This is a genomic window from Microcoleus sp. T3_D1 (assembly GCF_036700405.1).
Taxonomy (GTDB): Bacteria; Cyanobacteriota; Cyanobacteriia; order Cyanobacteriales; family Microcoleaceae; genus Microcoleus.
Genome location: NZ_JAUBOV010000018.1, coordinates 90,165 through 108,227, shown reverse-complemented (window position 1 = coordinate 108,227; position 18,063 = coordinate 90,165). Strand labels below are relative to the sequence as shown.

Annotated in this window: 12 protein-coding genes; 2 read left to right on the top strand and 10 right to left on the bottom strand. The window is 44.5% G+C overall.

Annotated elements, in window-relative coordinates; translation table 11 throughout:
• Positions 1-91 precede the first annotated feature (91 nt).
• Positions 92-493: a glycosyltransferase family 61 protein gene (locus tag QT992_RS10910; RefSeq protein WP_333341663.1), complete on the top strand. Its 402-nt coding sequence runs from the start codon at positions 92-94 to the stop codon at positions 491-493.
• Between the two features lie 796 nt (positions 494-1,289).
• Here QT992_RS10910 and QT992_RS10905 read toward each other — a convergent pair.
• The 5 genes from QT992_RS10905 to QT992_RS10885 all read right to left on the bottom strand — a co-directional run bounded on the left by QT992_RS10905 (position 1,290) and on the right by QT992_RS10885 (position 13,700).
• Entirely contained in the window at positions 1,290-4,253 is a 2,964-nt protein-coding gene (locus QT992_RS10905) for a tetratricopeptide repeat protein (protein ID WP_333316964.1), read from the bottom strand.
• Between the two features lie 81 nt (positions 4,254-4,334).
• Entirely contained in the window at positions 4,335-10,178 is a 5,844-nt protein-coding gene (locus QT992_RS10900) for a tetratricopeptide repeat protein (RefSeq protein ID WP_333376991.1), read from the bottom strand.
• A 191-nt stretch (positions 10,179-10,369) separates the two neighbouring features.
• Complete coding sequence (locus QT992_RS10895; RefSeq protein ID WP_333376989.1) at positions 10,370-11,446, bottom strand: calcium-binding protein; 1,077 nt, start codon at positions 11,444-11,446, stop codon at positions 10,370-10,372.
• A gap of 337 nt (positions 11,447-11,783) precedes the next feature.
• Positions 11,784-12,572: an SDR family oxidoreductase gene (locus QT992_RS10890; protein ID WP_333341659.1), complete on the bottom strand. Its 789-nt coding sequence runs from the start codon at positions 12,570-12,572 to the stop codon at positions 11,784-11,786.
• Positions 12,573-12,794: 222 nt separating this feature from the next.
• Positions 12,795-13,700, bottom strand: coding sequence for a nuclear transport factor 2 family protein (locus QT992_RS10885; protein ID WP_333341657.1), 906 nt, complete (start codon positions 13,698-13,700; stop codon positions 12,795-12,797).
• A 218-nt stretch (positions 13,701-13,918) separates the two neighbouring features.
• Here QT992_RS10885 and murG point away from each other — a divergent pair, with 218 nt between their 5' ends.
• On the top strand, positions 13,919-14,983 hold the full coding sequence (gene murG, locus QT992_RS10880) for an undecaprenyldiphospho-muramoylpentapeptide beta-N-acetylglucosaminyltransferase (RefSeq protein WP_333376987.1): 1,065 nt from the start codon (positions 13,919-13,921) through the stop codon (positions 14,981-14,983).
• 38 nt (positions 14,984-15,021) lie between these two features.
• Here the strand turns inward: murG and QT992_RS10875 are convergent, their stop codons facing one another.
• The 5 genes from QT992_RS10875 to ureE form a co-directional block, all read right to left on the bottom strand.
• Complete coding sequence (locus QT992_RS10875) at positions 15,022-15,435, bottom strand: hypothetical protein (RefSeq protein WP_333316954.1); 414 nt, start codon at positions 15,433-15,435, stop codon at positions 15,022-15,024.
• Positions 15,419-15,868 (bottom strand): type II toxin-antitoxin system antitoxin SocA domain-containing protein, encoded by a 450-nt coding sequence (locus QT992_RS10870; protein WP_333316952.1) that lies wholly within the window; start codon positions 15,866-15,868, stop codon positions 15,419-15,421. The genes QT992_RS10875 and QT992_RS10870 overlap by 17 nt, the downstream gene beginning before the upstream one ends.
• 149 nt (positions 15,869-16,017) lie before the next feature.
• Positions 16,018-16,614: an urease accessory protein UreG gene (ureG, locus tag QT992_RS10865; protein ID WP_333316950.1), complete on the bottom strand. Its 597-nt coding sequence runs from the start codon at positions 16,612-16,614 to the stop codon at positions 16,018-16,020.
• A gap of 44 nt (positions 16,615-16,658) precedes the next feature.
• A complete protein-coding gene (locus tag QT992_RS10860; RefSeq protein WP_333317025.1) occupies positions 16,659-17,372 on the bottom strand; it encodes an urease accessory protein UreF in 714 nt (237 codons plus the stop codon).
• Between the two features lie 172 nt (positions 17,373-17,544).
• Positions 17,545-17,982 (bottom strand): urease accessory protein UreE, encoded by a 438-nt coding sequence (gene ureE, locus QT992_RS10855; protein WP_333316948.1) that lies wholly within the window; start codon positions 17,980-17,982, stop codon positions 17,545-17,547.
• Between the last annotated feature and the right edge of the window lie 81 nt (positions 17,983-18,063).

The window sequence follows — 18,063 nt, the reverse complement described above, 5'->3', positions numbered from 1 at the left end:
GAAGTCCTTAAAGCTCGATTTTAACTGGGTTAATTGCATCAGATTTAAGAGTTTTAAGAATTGTTTTATAAAAAAAAACTGATGCACAAATATGATTTTCTGTCAACTTAATTTAGATGCGTTTACCCTGGTATTTCTAGAGGCTATGTCAGTCACAGAGCAGGCTCAATTGATGGCTAGTGCCCAAATTGTTGTTAGTCCTCATGGTTCTGGTCTTACAAACATTATCTTTTGTCAGCCGGGGACTCAAATTATTGAACTTTTCTCTCCATCCTACATCAATGAGTGCTATTGGACATTATGCAATCAATGCTCATTGGAACATTACTATTTGATTGGAAAGCGTTACCGAGAAACAGCTTCGTTATCTGCATCTGACAATAAATTTTCTGCTTTAGGTGCCGAAGATTTTTTAGTGGATTCCTCAAATTTGTTGAAGTTACTTTCTGTTGTTGGTTTACAAAATTATTTCCCTGGAAGGCATAAAAATTAACTTTGCAGGAGGATTTCAAGTGATGTTTGTAGATTGTCCTGAAAGCTTCTGTCAATATAGTATAATAGAGTATGTAATTTTCAGCAATCCATCAAAGTAAGATACCCCTACCGTTTCTACCTCACAACCGACCCCCAACGCAGTTGATCTGCGATTGTTTGGTTGCGTTAGAGTGGTTTGGAACAATGCACTTGCTTTATGTAGCTGAATTGGGAAAACACCCAGAGATACCAATAAGAGTGGCAAAGCTACTTCAAAAATAGAAATGAAAATGCGCGTGCGGCGGTCACTACTTGAGACAAGATGATTGGATGGAGATCGACCGAATAGAACACAAATCACCAGTCAAGCGCATCTCACTGAACCGTTAAGAATCCTCGCCCTAAAAGGGCGGGGAGTATATCAAAGTCACTCTCTATTTAATGCCAAGAATGGCTCTGTTTCAGGTGTCAAGTTTCGAGAATACCGATCGATACCCGATGGCGATCGGCTAACAGGAAGTGTTTTTGCCGATTTAATTAAATTATGTCAGCTTTCATTCACAATTAAGCTGAGGCTCCAGCTCCGGACAAAATACAAAAGATGCCTAACCAAGGCAATCTGGACTGTCTAGCTGGAAAAAACTTCCAATTCAAATTCCCCAGATATTCAAGCAAATTTAAGGATTGTAAATTAGGAAAAAAACCTGAAATGATTACTGGGCACTCATTTCAGGTTTCTTAATGTAAGGTATGGGACTTCAATGTCGGTGCGGTGAGAGTATGATAGGTGTCTGCCTCGATTGTTTTTACTAAATTCAACTGGTTAGCATTTCTTTGAAACTTTGTTTTGCTGCATCCAAAGAATAGCGCGTCTTGACAAAATTTGTCGAATTAGTTGATAGCTCATCCCACAAAGATTGATTGTTGTAAAGCATAACAACCATCTCAGCAAATTCATGGGGAATATCTGCGATCGCGACCTCAAATTGGTGGCGAAGCTGCATCCCTTCACTCGCGATTGATGTGGCTACAACTGGCACTCCATAACTCATGCTACTCAATATTTTGCCCTTAATTCCAGCCCCATATCTTAAAGGAGCAACAGATAGCTTACAGTGATTAAAATGCTCAGAAATGTCGGGTAAGTGACCAGTTACAATTATGTCATTAGATGCAAGATTCCTAATTGTCTCTGGTGGCTCACCACCTATTATATACAGATTGATACCCTTGAGTTTCCGCTTAATCAATGGGAAAATATCTGAAGTAAAATAAAGCATGGCATCAACATTGGGTGTATGCCGAAACCCTCCAATAAATAAAATGTCTTTTCTTTCTGCAAACCCCCTAGCAGAACCATAAATATCGCGAGAACTTGGGTACGTGATAACTTTAAGCTGGGAATTTTCTTGAAGTAAGACATCTCTCTCTTTTTCTGTTACTACAAGGGTAAAATCGGCCTTTGCAGCCACTGATAGTTCTCTAAATTTTGTCTTCTCAGCTCGGGCTGCAAGTTCAGCACTGTTTTGGATTTGCGCTTGTCTTTGCTCTCGCACGTAGTGCAAATCTACAGTGTCGTAAATTACCTTTGCTTGGGGGCAAAAGTTTTTAACCTCGTCAATGTATTTAAAGGCTACTTCTGCTCGCGTCAAATAAACAAGATTGTAAAGATGACCGTGAGTTTTTAAATGCTCTTTGAGAGAAGTAACATAGGGAGCGTACAAACACTCGACTCCAAATCGCTGTAAATCTGCCGTGTACTTGGGGTCGTACAATAAGTTATCAGGTGCGAAGGTGACTTTATAAGACAGCGATTGAAATATCTTTAAATGATTGACGGCTGTTATCGAGCCTGAATCTTGGTCTGGCGTTAAAGGACAAGCATCTATGACTAAAATCCGCTGCCGCACATTTCTTTCTTTCTCGAAATAAGGGTTTAATCCATTGGGACGATGTTTCCTCAAGATGGTTTGCCACCTTTCGCGGAACTTTTGTTGATTGATAACTTGATACTTTTTCACACCTTTTTTAGTATCTCTGCCTGACGAAACACCCTCAAAATGAACGACTTGAGCTAAAGGCTGATATAAAACTTTATAACCAGCTTGCTTTACTTGAAATGCTAAGTCGGTATCTTCACAATAGGCTGGCTTATAATAGCTATCAAAACCGCCTAGCTGCTCAAATAGCTGCTTGGGCAGCATGATACAAGCACCTGAACAGTAATCTACTTCCCGCAAGTAACAATATTCTAGTTTATTGGGATCGTCACATCGACCGTAATTCCAAGCAGAAGCATCCTGCCAAATAATCCCGCCTGCTTCTTGAAGTTGACCGTCAGGATAAATTAACTTGGCACCAACTAAGCCAGCATCAGGTACTATTTTGAAGGTTTCTATCAGTTCGATGAAACAGTTTGGCAGGACAACTGTATCGTTATTTAAAAATACTAAATACTCACCTTTAGCTAGCGATGCTCCCCTATTGCAAGATCCAATAAATCCAAGATTTTCAGGATTTCTAGCTGTCACAATTCCTGAGACCATCTCGAACACTTGCTGCGTATCATCTTTGGAACAGTCATCGATGACAATTACCTCGAATGGGAGGGAACCATCCATTGTATGGGCGAGCGATCGCAGGCAATTAAAAGTGTAGAGTATTTGGTTATATACGGGAATAATAATCGAGATGACAGGATTAACGCTGGTCTTGAGGACAATTGGTTCAGGACGTTTCAGACTCAGGTATTTCAGGACTTCGAGAGAATGTGTAAATGCTCGATCTTTCTGAGCCAAGACATTCTTTAATTGCCAATTAATGCGATATTCATCAGGTTTAACTTGCAGTCCGATCCGATAAAAGGCGATCGCCTCATCTATTTGTCCGCGTAACGCTAAAGCGTTACCTAAACCCATATAGAGTTCTGCATCGCGGAGATCGACTTCCAGTGCCTTATGGTAAAGTTCTACATCGTTAGGATTTTCCTCAATCGCCTGACGATACCGCTTTATCGCTTCCCGTGCATAAAACTGACTTTGCTTTTGCAGTGCCTCTCCCAGTTTTTCATTAACCAACGGCAAATCTGCCTTCAACTCGATCGCCCTTCGATAAGCCCCGATCGCCTCCTCCCACCTCTCCAACTCCACCAAAGCCTCGCCCAAATTATAGTGAGACCAATGGAAGTCGGGATTTAGCTCGATCGCACGTCCATAAGCCACCGCCGCCTCTTCCCATTTCTCCTGCTTAATCAAAACATCCCCTAAATTGTTGTGCGACCAACAAAAATCAGGATTCAACTTAATAGCCAGACGATATGCAGCAACCGCCTCATCTAACCTTCCTTGTCCTTGCCAAATATCCCCTAAATTGTGGTGAACTTTCCACAAACTAGGCTGAAGTTCGATAGCTTTCTGATAAACTATTACTGCTTCATCCAACTCACCAGTTTTAACAAGAGTATCCCCTAAACTCTGATAAATTTCTGCTGAATTAGAGTCGATCTCTAAAGCTTTACGGTAGGAATAAATAGCTTTCTCGCACTCCCCCTTTTTAGCCAAAGCTTTCCCTAAGCTGTAGTGAGGTTTAGCAGCATTGAAATTAGCTCCCACACTCCCGTAAGAATGCTTTTCTCGCTTCCTATCCGGTTCCCCAGATTCGGAGTCAACCTTTTTTAAGCTCACTAATTGAGGAGGTAAAAGTTCACTATTTTGGTGTAAGTCGGATAAATTTGAATGATTATTGGCTGGAAATGCAATGATCTTGGATTGGTTACTCATACCCTGTACCTGTTGTAATTTGAGACGGTTAACGCAGTTGAATTTATTTTTCATCTACCTAGCGAGGTATCCGGAAAATTTCTAAACTTTGCTTAGTTCAATGGCGCGGTTGTAAGCCTCGATCGCCTCATCAATCTCGCCTTTTTCTTGCAAAGCATCCCCTAATTTGTGGTGAACTTCCCAGATATCCGGTTTCAACTCAATAGTTTTTTCATAACATCCGATCGCCTCATCCAACTGACCCCAACTGTCCAAAACATCCCCCAAACTTTGATAAGCTTGAACCAAATTGGGATTTAACTCGATCGCTCTCCGATAACAGGCGATCGCCTCTTCGCGCCTATCTAGACTTGCCCAAGCTTTCCCCAAACCGTAATGAGGTGCATCGAAATTTGGGTTCAGATCGATCGCTTGTCGGTAAGCCGCGATCGCCTCTTCGCACTGTCCCATAACGCTCAAAACCTCCCCTAAATTGTGATAAGCATCCGCATAACTCGGCTGCAACTGAATCGCCCGCCGGTAACACGAAATAGCCCGCTCCAACTGACCCAGTTCTAACAAAGTATTGCCCAGAGTAAAGTGTTCATCAGGCTTTGCCCAATTGATATCGAGAGTGAGAGCTTCATACCAGCATTCTGCCCCTGCTTGCGGCTGACCGGACTGCACAAATACCCTCGCTAAATTCCGGTAAGCCGATGCTAAATTAGGTTTAATTTTAATTGCTTCTTGGTAACAAGCAATTGACTTTTGCCACTGTTTCTGCTGAGCGTAAAGGCTGCCTAAATTCGCGCGAACTTCAGCAAAATCCGGCTCGATTTCCAGGGCTTGAACGTACCAATACCTCGCGGCCTCTGCTTTGCCCATAGCTTGGGTAGCATTCCCCGCAATCTTGTAGGCAAATGCTGCATCCGGTTGGATTTCAATAGATCGCTTGCACTCCGCGATCGCTTCTTCAAATTTCCCCTGCGCGTAATAAGATTCTGCCTGTTTGATGTATGTTTCTGCACTGACAGAATTGACGATCGCTACAGGTTTGCCGCTGTTACTATTACCGCTATCGAGTGCGGATAATGTTAGACTTTCGGCGGATTTTGAATGACCGTTATTCAGATTGTTTGCTAGTGCCCCAGAAGCGATCGCATCCCCAGCTTCCACAGCGGCAGCAGGTTGGTGACTGTTGCGATCGCCCTTTACCCGCGTCGCATGGGCAAAAGTATCTGCTGCTTTACTGCCAGATACCGAAGCGTTGCCGTTAAGTGCTGCCACTTTCTCCAAACAGACAGCAGCTTCATCTAACTTGCCTTGCTTTTTTAACGCTGTCGCCAGATTTTGGTAAGCCGCAGTTAAATTCGGATTTAACTCGATCGCGCGGCGGTAACAGGCGATCGCATAAGTAATTTGATTTTGCTTAAACAAAAGGTTGCCCAATTTAAAATGCTGATCTGGCGATACCTTTTCCGGTTCCAAAGAATAAGCTTCGTACCAGCACTCGTTCGCCTCTTCCTGTTTGCCCTGCTGCGTCCACACCCTAGCCAAATTCCGGTAAGCTGGTGCTAAATTCGGTTGGATAGCAATCGCTTTTTGGTAGCAAGCAATTGCCGGCGATAGCTGTTTTGCCATAGCATACAATGTGCCAAGATTTACGTAAATATCTGCATCGTTAGACTTAATTTGGACGGCTTTTTTATAGCACTCGATCGCCTCTTCTATATTCCCTTGCACTTGCAAAATCTTGCCCCACAGTTTGTAAGCAGCCACCGCATCTGGTTGGATTTCAAGAGCTCGCTTGCACTCAGCAATAGCAGGCTCGAATTGTTTTTGAGCGCAATAAGATCCCGCCCGCTGAATGCAGTCATCAGCCGTTTCTGGTTGCCGAAAATCCGCCGTAAAACCGCTATCAACAACTGTCACAGGCGACAAAACCTCAGCCGAGTTTTGAGCGGCAGGTGCAGAATTTTCCGCAAGGGCGATCGTATTTAACTGTTGCGGTACAGCCGGAATTGTTGCCTGTTGCTGCAACTGTACGCGAGGTTTTTCAGCAGAGATTGTGGAATCGAGTTGCAAGGAGTTAGCTGCAACATTAGCCGGCAAACTAGATGTTTGGGGATTCTGAGGTGACTCAGATTTGGGATTAAAACTCACAACTACTGTCTTGAACAAATCCCCAAAAATGTTAGCAGGACGTTCAATTATCTTTCGATAACTAGCAACTTCTTCCTGCACCTTTTTTTGAGCTTTGAGAGCATTTCCTAACTGTTGGTAAGCTTCGTTTGAATTGGGGTTTAACTCGATAGCATGGCAGTAGCAGCGTATAGCCTGCGTTACCTGATTCTGCCTCAAAAAGTTATCGCCCAGATGAATGTGTTCTTCAGGAGTGGCCTTGGCAGGTTCTAGAGAATACGCTTTAAACCAGCACTCGTCAGCCTCCGATAGCTGACCCATTTGCGCCCACACGCGAGCTAAATTTCGGTAAGTTGATGCTAAATTCGGCTGAAGGGCGATCGCTTTTTGGTAAAATGCGATCGCAGATTGCCACTGCTGTTCCTGAGCATAAAGCGTCCCCAAATTAGTATAAGCTTCAGCAAAATCAGGATCGAGTTCAATCGCCTTAGCATAGCAATTTTTCGCCTCCTCTACCTTGCCTTGAGCTTGCCTAGCATTACCCCAAATTTTATAAGCCCTCGCATCTGGTTTAACTTGGATAACTCGCTGGCAAGCCGCCGCCGCCTGCTCAAATTTCCTTTGAGCATAAAACGCTTCTGCACCTTGAATGTAGACTTCAATATCGCCAGGGTTGAAGGCTAAAACACCTTGAATGCTATTAGTTTTTGTATCTTCTACCTGAGCGGAATTTGCTTTTTGATAACACATTAAAGCCCGCTCCCAATTTTTCTCTTGGGTGTACAGAGTAGCAAGATTAGTATAAACTTCTGCAAAATCCGGCTGAATTTCCAGAGCTTTCACGTACCAATGCTTTGCCTTAGTTAAATTACCTTGTACTTGACTAATCTTGCCCAACGTTTTGTAAGCTGGTGCAAAATCTGGTTTCTGCTTCAGGGCTTGCTCGCAAGCCGCTACAGCATCGCTTAACTTACCTTGTTCTAAATAAAATTCTGCCCGTTTTTGGAAATAATCTGCTGATTCTTGGTTCATAATTGCTGTAGGATTTTTAGGGTTTTCCAGAAATCTTAAATCTAGGGAATTTTTTGAACTAAATAGATTGGTCTCTTCCAGCATTTTTTTGAGAGAGTTCAAATTGACTAAAATATCTTCCGTCAATGGATTTTGATACATTAAATGTCGAATTTGGCCACAATTAAAGCTCTCTCCTATTACATAATAATGTTCTAGATTTACCTGCTGAGATATCGCCCAATAGTAGTGCCTGATATAATTGGGAGAGACTAGCTCAATTACTTTTGTTTCTGAACCACAAAAGATAATATTTGTCAGACCGCTACCGTGAGGCGCTACGATAGCTTGGGCGCGAGAAAATAATGCTATTTGCTCCTCCACACTCATAGTTTCTAGTAGCACTGAAACAAAACCAAATCCCCTTAAAAATTGTATAACCTGTTCTTCATTGATTACTCGTCGGTAGCTGGATTGGCTGCGGCTGATATAGATGCGTTCTGGATAAATATATTTGCGATCGTCTTGCTCGCTTACCTGTGTACCTCTAGCGAGAAAGATGTTTGCACTACAGAGTTGTTTAAATTTTTCATTTAAAAAAACCCGCCTCAAAAACTCAAGCCCCTGCGGCGACAGCCAGCCCAGATATCCAGGAAAAGAGGGAACAATTAATTGTTTGGCTTGAATGTAAGGATGGCGATCGCTCTCTATAATTTTATATTCAGGAATTCCTAATGCTTTCAGGGTTTCTCGCTGAAAAGGCTGCTGGCAGCTATTAACCAAAAACGAATCTATCTCTTCCAGATTTATCCCCCAACGCTGCAGAACTTCAATCCGGGGCAAAATATCCACCATCCAGTGAAAATAGACATTTCCCGAAAGTCCAGCCAATACCGCCACCGTACCGTCTATCTTTTCTAAAGGTGGCAATTCTTCCGGTTTTAAATTCAGAAACCTGTGCTGAGTAGAATGTTTATTTTCGCATCCCGGCAACTCACCCGGATATTCGCGGGAAAGTTCGGGTAAAAGCCGATCGCCAGAATCGATAATAGCAATAGCATTGCAAATCATCCAAGAATTTTTCTGCGGTACAATCCAAGCCCGCCCGTTTGGGAGTGAAGTCACAAATGTTTCCGGCGACTCAACAGCAGTCTCTCCCTGCTGAGTACAAGAATATACGCCATTACCTAAATGCACAGGCTCAAACTGTCTGAAAATCCGCTTGAGACACCGCTGACAATCTAAGCCCTGACATTCCGATTTGGGATTTTTATTGCCGTTAACAGTGGAGGGGTGTTTCATGCTTCCCAAGTGAGAGTCAGAGTCGCACTCCGACAGGGAATGAATTCCCTGTCTCATAGCTGAAGTCCTCTGAAGAGGACTAAAATCCCACTCTTTAGTCCACTTTAGTGGACTTTCGCTATTAGCCAGGGGTTTCAACCCCTGGCGGGCTGAGGGAGAATGAATCCGCTTCTGTTTAAGAGGACTAAAAAACCGTTCTTTAGCCCACTTTAGTGGACTTTCTCTATTAACCAGGGGTTTCAACCCTTGGCGGGCTGAGGGAGAATGAATCAACTCCTGCTGTTTTTTCAATACAGCCTGCAACTGTTCGGAAACATCCGAGCGATCGCCCGCAATTGCCCGCACCATGTGGTAAACTACAATCGCTGCCGAAAATCGTTTTTGCTGACTCAAGCAATGAGCCAGCCGCAAGTAAATATCCGCATTCTTAGGTTGAATTTGTAAAGCTTTTTGGTAATAGCTTTCTGCTTGTTCGTACCCGCCGTACTCGAATAAGGCGTTTCCCAAATGGAAGTAAGTCTCTGCTAAATCGATAAGCAATGATGAAAGATGAAGCGGATTGTTAGCAAGACTAGAAATGGCGTAACCAGAGCCGTCCTTTCCTTGAAGTTGCTTCAGAAATCGCACACAGGCTATTTGAGAGCGATCGAGTTCATTAAGTTCTTGTACGGAAGTCAACCGCATCTCTACTTGGCGGCAAAAACCATCAACAAACTCGCTTTGCAGGGCAATAGCCTTTTGCCAACATAGCATTGCCTCAGCTAAATTGCCTTGTGCCATCAAAGAAACGGCCCGATCGCTGTATGCCGAAACCAGATCGGGATCTTTGCTAATTACCAACTCAAAACATTCTATTGCAAAAGTATGCAGCCCCAATCTTTGGAATGCTTTGCCCAAATTGTAACGGGCCATGACTAATTCTGGCTGCAACTCGATCGCGCGGCGGCAAAGGGCGATCGCTTCCTCTGGCTTCCCCAGTTGTAACTGAGCAATACCTAAATTATTGTACAGAGCAGCATCATCGGGCGCCACAGCTATTCCCGCTTGAAAAACCACAATTGCTTCGTCAACTTTGCCCTCCTGCACCAGAAGGCAGCCCCAATTGCTGTAGGCATTTACCGCGTAGGATAAAAGAGCTGGTTGAGAGCTTTTTTTCCAGCAAGATATCGCTTGCTGGTAACTGTAAATCCCTGCTTCTATCCTTCCTTGCTGGTGAACGGCAACGCCTATATTGTAGTGAGCTTGAACGTCATCTGGGTTGACAGCCAGTGCCTGTCGGTAGCTGCCGATCGCTCCTGTAAAATCCCCCTGCTGTTGCAGAACTCTACCCAAATTGTGCTGCAATTCGAGGCTGTTTTTTCCGAGAGCCAGTGCCTGCTGGTAGTGAAAAGCAGCATCTTCTATCTTTCCCGCCTGCTCGCACAGCAAACCCATTTTGGCAAAAGCTTCTACTAAATTGGAATTTTGTTCTGTCCCTTGGGTGCTGAGCATACTTAATTAAATTAGTAATTTTAAAAGGTAAATTGCAGCCGTCGCTAGCCCTAACTGACATCAGGCACTCAAGTCATTAACCAATTTTCTGATTGGTGAAGCCCGCTCACTTATTTTTTTGGTGAGTTTTTCGCCAGCCGCTAATGTTTAAATTATATTAATGATAGATCCACCCTCAATCGGGATAAACTTTAAATGATTTCAAAGTTATTCGACCCCAGATTCAGGTTATTACCTACTTGAGCGACGATCGATATTTGACCGTTTAGATTGCGGTAGTACAGCGAACCGTCAACCGGGTTGTAGATGACATTAGCCGCGCCCGCTGCCCCAGGAGTGTTGGGATTGAAATTGGGGTCGGTAATAAATTGGTTGCCAGTTAGATTGCCCGGTATCAAAGCATTAAACACAGCTTGGTCAAGCTGAATTTTATCTTCTGTAGGATTAAAATCGGTCAGCGTATCCATATTATCTGCCCCGACAAACTCGAAACGGAATGTATCCGCCCCGGCACCACCTGTGAGGGTGTCATTTCCTCTGTTGCCAGAAATAATATCGTTACCAGTACCGCCTAATAGCAAGTCATTGCCTTTACCGCCGTACAAGGAATTATTGCCCTCACCACCTGTTATAGTGTCATTTCCCTGATTGCCACTTACCAGGTCATCTCCAGGACCGCCATCAACTACATCCTCACCTTTACCGCCGTACACACCATCATTGCCTTCGCCACCGCTGACGACATCATTGCCTTCGCCACCACTTGCGAAGTCATTGCCACTGCCACCACTTACGGTGTCATTGCCTATGTCGCCAAAAACAGCGTCATCGCCGATGCCGCCATCGACGACATCATCGCCTTTGCCGCCGAACACGGTATCGATGCCTTCTCCGCCACTAATAGTATCTGCTCCTTGGTTGGCCGAGAGAACATCATTGCCAGCACCACCATCGACTACATCATCACCTTTGCCGCCGAACATGGTATCGATGCCTTCTCCGCCGAACACAGAATCGTTGCCTTCTCCAGCGTTTACAACATCATTTCCATCGCCGCCTCTCAAAACGTCATCGCCGCCGAAACCCAAAATGATGTCTTCGCCACCTAAACCGGCAACTTCGTCATTGCCAGAGCCTAGATTGATTTGATCGGAACCGATGTCGCCGTTAATTCTGTTTGGTAAATCCGGCGAGCCTTGGATAATTAGACCCCCAAGAGCGTTCTGTTCAACGCTTAGGGGTGGGGTGGAATTTGTTACTTGGGACATAGCCTGTCATCTCAAATGGGGGGATATCTATCCAGAGGTTTATCTCTCTGGTGAGATTTACTAGCTACAATCCTGATGTCCGGAATAGTTCTATGTGAAATTACTCAAAAAATGCCAATTATTTGTTTGATTTTTATATACTTAAAAAAAATTGAGTCAACCGGAAAAGATTTAACTATCCAGAACTGTTGAATTCACACTTCATACCCAATCATGCTGAGAAATCCCTCATAACACTCAGCGGTGGGAACCTTTCCTACAGAAACGAAGTCTGAGCATATAGGGACTAAGAAATAAAGGGGATATTTAAGTAGGATTTGGTATCAAAACTCACAACTCACAACTCTTTTCGGTGAACCAGAGTTGCACTAGCTTGGTCTGTCGGAACTAGCAAGACTTCGCTAATATTGACGTGGGGCGATCGCGTCGCGCAAAAATACACGACATCGGCTACATCGTCCGCAGTCAGCGGTGTCAATCCTTGATAGACATTTTTGGCTTTTTCTGCATCGCCGTGAAACCGGACATTACTAAATTCTGTTTCCACCAAACCAGGCTCTATTTCCGTCACCCGCACTGGTGTTCCCAAAAGGTCTTGTTTTAACCCTTCAGAAATAGCTCTCACTGCTGCTTTGGAAGCGCAATAAACATTACCTTTCGGATAAGCTTGGCGGCCTGCTATTGACCCGATATTCACTACGTGGCCGCGGCCTCGGCTTACCATTCCCGGCACGATCGCACGAGTCATGTAAAGCAACCCTTTAACATTGGTATCAATCATTTCTTCCCAATCTTGAAAGTTGCCTTCGTGCAGTTTGTCTAAACCACGGCTCAATCCGGCATTGTTAATGAGAATATCGATTTTTTTCCAGGCATCGGGAAGCGCCGCTATCGCCGATTCGACTTGCGGGCGATCGCGCACGTCCAATTCTAGCAAATAAATCTCGTTCGCCGACGCGATGGATTTTGTTTCTACAAGTTCGTTTGCCAGTCGATCGAGCTTTTCAAGACGGCGGGCTGCTAAAATTAGTTTGGCTCCACCTTTGGCGAATATCTTGGCACAGGCTGCTCCGATACCGCTACTGGCACCTGTAATGAAAACAATTTGGTTTTGGATAGAAATCATTTTTAATAATAAGGAAGATGTATTAACCGCAGAGGGCGCAGAGGGCGCAGAGAGAGGAAAGAAGAGGAAAAAACGTAGTTTTTAGTGGGTATAAGATTAAGTCGGGTCAATTAACCATAATTCTTGTAGGGGCAGGTTTACCGGGTTCTCTCATTTGTATTAGAGATTTTACTTAAACCGCCACTACAGAAATTACTCAAATAACCCATAACACCTATTTTATTACTTGACAACCCGCAATCGCACACTAACTGTTGCAATTCCACCTTGTCGCATCAAAACTGCTGAAACCCACCGATTTTCGGGCGTAGCCGGAGCTTTACCTACTTTAAAAATTCCCCCAGAATTTAGCAACTCTAGCTCGACTTCTGAGGGATTAAAAAAGGTTTTTTCGGTAATGGGTTCCTCCAAAACAGTCCCTATTAAAATATCATCGCCGATCGGCTCTCGCACAATGGCATCAAAATAGTAATCTTCGCCTACCTTAACTTGCTCCGGCAAATTTACTTCAATTGTGGGAGGATTATTGCCAGAACTAAGCTGAGTTTGTTCTGCTAAAATCTCTTGACTAACTATTTTTTCACCTTCAAAGCGCTGCTGGGAACGGATGGTAGCTTTGAGAGTTAATTCTCTGCCATCCTTTTTTTGAGTGCCGGCAATTGTAGTTATGGTTTCTGCAAGAATCGCGCTACCTTCGGTTTTCCAAGATTTGATCTCGGTGCGGTAATTTAAACTCGGATATCGCTCCCAGAGTTGGGTGAGGGCTTTTTCCATGATGCGGCTGTTTAAGCCGTCAGAATGAGTGAAATTCGGGCTGTAAAATGCCATGACTGCTTTGACATCGCGCCGGTTGGCCGCTGCGTCAATTTCTGTTAGCACTTTTGTGAGTGGGGCAGGCGCATTTGCTCTTGTTTGGGCGATCGTTTGGGGAGTCGCCGCGATCGCACCGATCGCTCTTGCCGCACTCGGATGCAGCACGCCAGCACTTACCACTGTTAAACATAACAACATTTGAGCGATCGACTGCCCGCAGTTAAAGCCAAAAACGATCGCCGGATCGGCTTTTTCGTCCCGACGGCCGGAAAAATACTGAGATGCACTTGGCACTAAATTCAAAAAATTACGCATTAGGTGATAATTTGGTTATTTGTCAGGGGTCGTAGCTTGGGCAACTGTTCGCCTGCAACGAAAACTGACAACTGAAGGACGGACACGGCACAATCTAATTTTAGATTGCTGATTGAAAATTGGCTGAAACTGCCGGAATAATAAGCATAATAATCTAAAACCTCAAATATAAAATCGATTGACCTGTGGAACTTGTACTTGTAAAAGAAACAAAAACCTTGACAAAAGCCCCCCTCCGGTTGTTGGTTGCAGCTAGCGGCACTGGTGGACATTTATTTCCCGCGATCGCCACCGCTAGTCAGTTGAACGACTGTCAGATCGAATGGCTGGGAGTCCCAGACCGCATGGAAACCGAGTTAGTTTCATCCCTTTACCCCCTCCACACGATCGCCGTTGAAGGCTTTCAGCAGCGATTTGGACTCGGTACAGTGCGAATTTTGGGCGGACTCGTCGGCTCGATCCTTCATGTGCGGAAGTTGCTCAAAGCGGGAAATTTTCAGGGAGTCTTTACTACCGGCGGTTACATCGCAGCACCGGCAATTCTAGCGGCTCGTTCTTTGGGTTTGCCGGTGATTCTCCACGAATCTAATGCCATTCCGGGGAAGGTGACGCGCTGGTTTAGTCCTTTGTGCACTGCTGTGGCGATCGGATTTGAAGCAGCAGCCCAGCATTTACCCCGCGCCAAAACTGTGGTTGCTGGTACGCCGGTGCGATCGCAATTCCTCGCCCCCCAACCTCTAAATTTGCCAATTCCTGACAACGTACCTGTAATTTTAGTCATGGGCGGCTCTCAAGGTGCTGTCGCAGTCAATAAGTTAGTGCGCGAGTGTGCTCCGGCTTGGTTTGATGCCGGTGCTTGGGTGGTTCACCTTACCGGAAATAATGACCCCGATGCTGAGAGTTTGAAACACGAGCAATATTTGTCGATGCCATTTTACGACAATGTGGCGAGTTTGTTGCAGCGAGCAAATTTAGCAATTAGTCGATCGGGCGCGAGTGCTCTGACAGAATTAGCAGTAACGGGAGTACCTTCTATTTTAATTCCTTTTCCTCACGCCGCTGACGACCACCAAAGATTTAATGCGGAAGTATTTGCCGCATCTGGCGCCGCCGTGGTATTCCGTCAAAGCGAACTGACAGCAGATGTGTTGCAAAGCAAGGTGCTGTATTTGTTAAGAGATTCCGATTATTTGGAAAAAATGTCTCAAGCAGCTTCTCAATTAGCAGTGAGAGACAGTACAGAACGTTTGGCTAATTTGGTGAGGGAATTGCTGGTGCGGTAGCGAAAATTGGACACCGCCACTAATTTAACGAGTTCTTTTTAATGAGGGTAAAGCGTAAAACCCCTGTCCAACCAAATAACATAAAACACAGCCCCATCCCGATAACCAACCATCGGAGCCTTCCCGCAAAACCGAAAAGCAATAAAATTTACATCATCCTTAAGATGGCTGGGAATAGGTGCTCTAATGGAACTTCGGGCTATCTTCTCGTAGCCCAATCCGTGACGGGGAGAAGCATTAATCTCACTCCAGGTAAGCTGATTTAATTTGTAGAGCGTATCTGCAAAAGCAGCCTTTTCATCTTTTGTGCATTGAGAAAGAGAGTAATCTTTATTCATGTATCGCAAAGAAAATAGAGGTGACTCCTGCTCTGGCGGTAAATCAACAATTTCTCTAGGTGAAATCCTTTTCCCTTTTTCTTGGCGTTGATTTGCCTTAAGACGCTTCTTCACAATTGAGTTGAGTCTTGAAGTATTTTTTCAGGGATTGATGAGTAATTTTTCCGCTATTTTGAGCAGCAAGTTTCCAGGGATATTCTTCGTGTGTCATGTTGCTTAACTTCCATGCAGCAAACTGCCCAAACACAGAGTAAACTTCATCAAGCAGGCTCTTAGTTTCTTCGTCGTAAATCGAAAAGTTTATATATTCTGGACATGGAATTGCACCAGTACCATACTTTTTATAGTGACGGTACAAATCAGGAACAACGGGCCCGTGAGTCCATGCTTCTATGGCTTCAGGAAATAGCGGTTCATCGTACAAAGCTAAATGAAAGCCTTGAGCATAGTAAACCAATTTCTGAAGCTTGAGATTAGATATCAGATCGCCAGCATCTTCACTTGCCTGAGCCAAAAAGTATTCGGCTGCATCATAACAACTCAGCATAACTTACTTGGTAGTCATTAAACGGCAAAACTAGAACGAGATTTTTTTGACACTCCCGCGACTCAAGCAGACTATATTTGTCTGGAGACGTTTTCACGGGGAATTGCGAGCCGTGTCACTTTATTTACATTATACTATATTTTCTCAATCTATGCCCTATTCAATTTAACAAAATTAACTACCGATTCTAATCCTTCCTTTGTCTTCAAGTTAGTAAAAACAAAAGGTTTGTCGCCACGCATTTTTTTCGCGTCCCGTTCCATTACGCCTAAATCTGCTCCTACATAAGGTGCGAGGTCTGTTTTATTAATTACCAACATATCAGATTTAGTAATTCCTGGCCCGCCTTTGCGCGGAATTTTATCGCCTGCTGCGACATCGATTACGTAAATAGTTAAATCTACTAACTCCGGGCTAAACGTTGCCGCCAAGTTATCGCCGCCGCTTTCTACAAACACTAAATCTAAATCAGTAAATTTTTGTTCTAACTCTTCTATAGCTACTAAGTTAATGGAAGCATCTTCGCGGATGGCTGTGTGGGGACAGCCTCCCGTTTCTACGCCCAAAATTCGATCGCTCTCTAAAGCTTGACTCCGAACCAAAAACTGGGCATCTTCCTGAGTATAGATATCATTAGTAACAACAGCAATCTGGTATTGCTGCCGCAGCGCCTTGCACAAAGCATCCAGTAAAGCAGTTTTCCCCGAACCAACCGGCCCAGCAATTCCTACACGAAAAGCACCCATAGCGATTTTAGATTTTAGAGTTTAGATTTTAGATTTGCTGATTTTCAACTGCGAAACAACCGAGTGTACTGAGTTTCGTGGGCCATGCTAGCGAGTCCTAATCCCCAACTGCAACTGCCAAGCTCATCATCTTCTAATTTTAAAACTTCTTGCGCCGTACAGCTAATTTGAGACTGCAAATCTAACAGTAACTGTTGACCTGCTGTTTGACCGAGGGGAATCAGTTTCACGCCCGCACTCGCCAAATTGGCAGCCCAACTGTACAAATATCCTAACACGGCCGCTTCCTCTTCAATCTGCCAGTTGGCTGCGGCAATGCCAAAGCCGATCGCAAAATTGCACTGATTGCCGCCCAATTCCACCAAATCTTTTACAATTGTTGTTAACCCAGAAGCAACGGGCGATTCCCTGCGGGATAGCTTCGCTTCACGCAAATCCAGCAGCAGCCTGACCAAAGTCCGCCCCATTTGCCAACTTTGCAAGCGCAACTCTTCTGTTTCCTTAGCAGCAGTCGCCCAAGCATTCCAGTAATTCAAAGCCGTCAAATCCCCAATCTGGGCCGCCCTCAAAGCCCTTACCACCACAGCGGCTTCTACTCGCACAGCCCCAAATTGCAGCGAATTTTCTAACCACTTCCTCAAATTAATCTCGCTGTCGATCGCACCGGTTTCTACCAGGCTTTCGATTCCCTCAGAATAACTATAAGCTCCCACAGGTGCAAAAGCTAGCTGTAACAAACATAAAAGTTGATTGTTCACTGTTGACTGTTGACTGTTGACTGTTGACTGTTGACTGTTGACTGTTGACTGTTGACTGTTGACTGTTGACTGTTGACTTATTGCTTCTTGAATGGCCGAAAGCAATTTAGTCATAAGCCCTCGGATTCATCGGTGGAAGTAAATCTAAAATCTAAAATCTAAAATCTAAAATCTAATGGCTGTGCCCGTAAGCGCCCATTTCTGGCTGAAACGGCACAATTTCCTCTGTTACTTCCAAACCCATTTTTTGTAGCATTCCCTGCAACACAGAGTCGGGAGAAAGTCTTAAATAATTATCGGCAATTTCTAAAGCTACGTGGCGGTTTCCTAAATGATACGCCGCCCGCATCAGTAGCAGCGGACTTGATGCCCGCGCTGTCAGCACCGATTCGGGTTTTGCACTTACCAGTACCAAACAGCTACCGTCGTCCGACTGCAATAAATCTCGATCGCGCAGTACCGTACCTCTGGGCAAACTCAGTTGGAGCTTTTCCCCCGTATTCGTCTCGAATCGGTGGCGGCTGCGAGTGCGATCGTCCGCTGTCATTGGTAAAGTAAAGCTGACAACAGCATCGGGATTTGCAGGTAAATGTTTTGTGAATGTTAGCATTTTTATATTCTATTCCTCAGAGCAATTCACTTGACATCTAGTTTTTGAGGAATATCTTTTTTATAGCCGAAGGAATAAGGA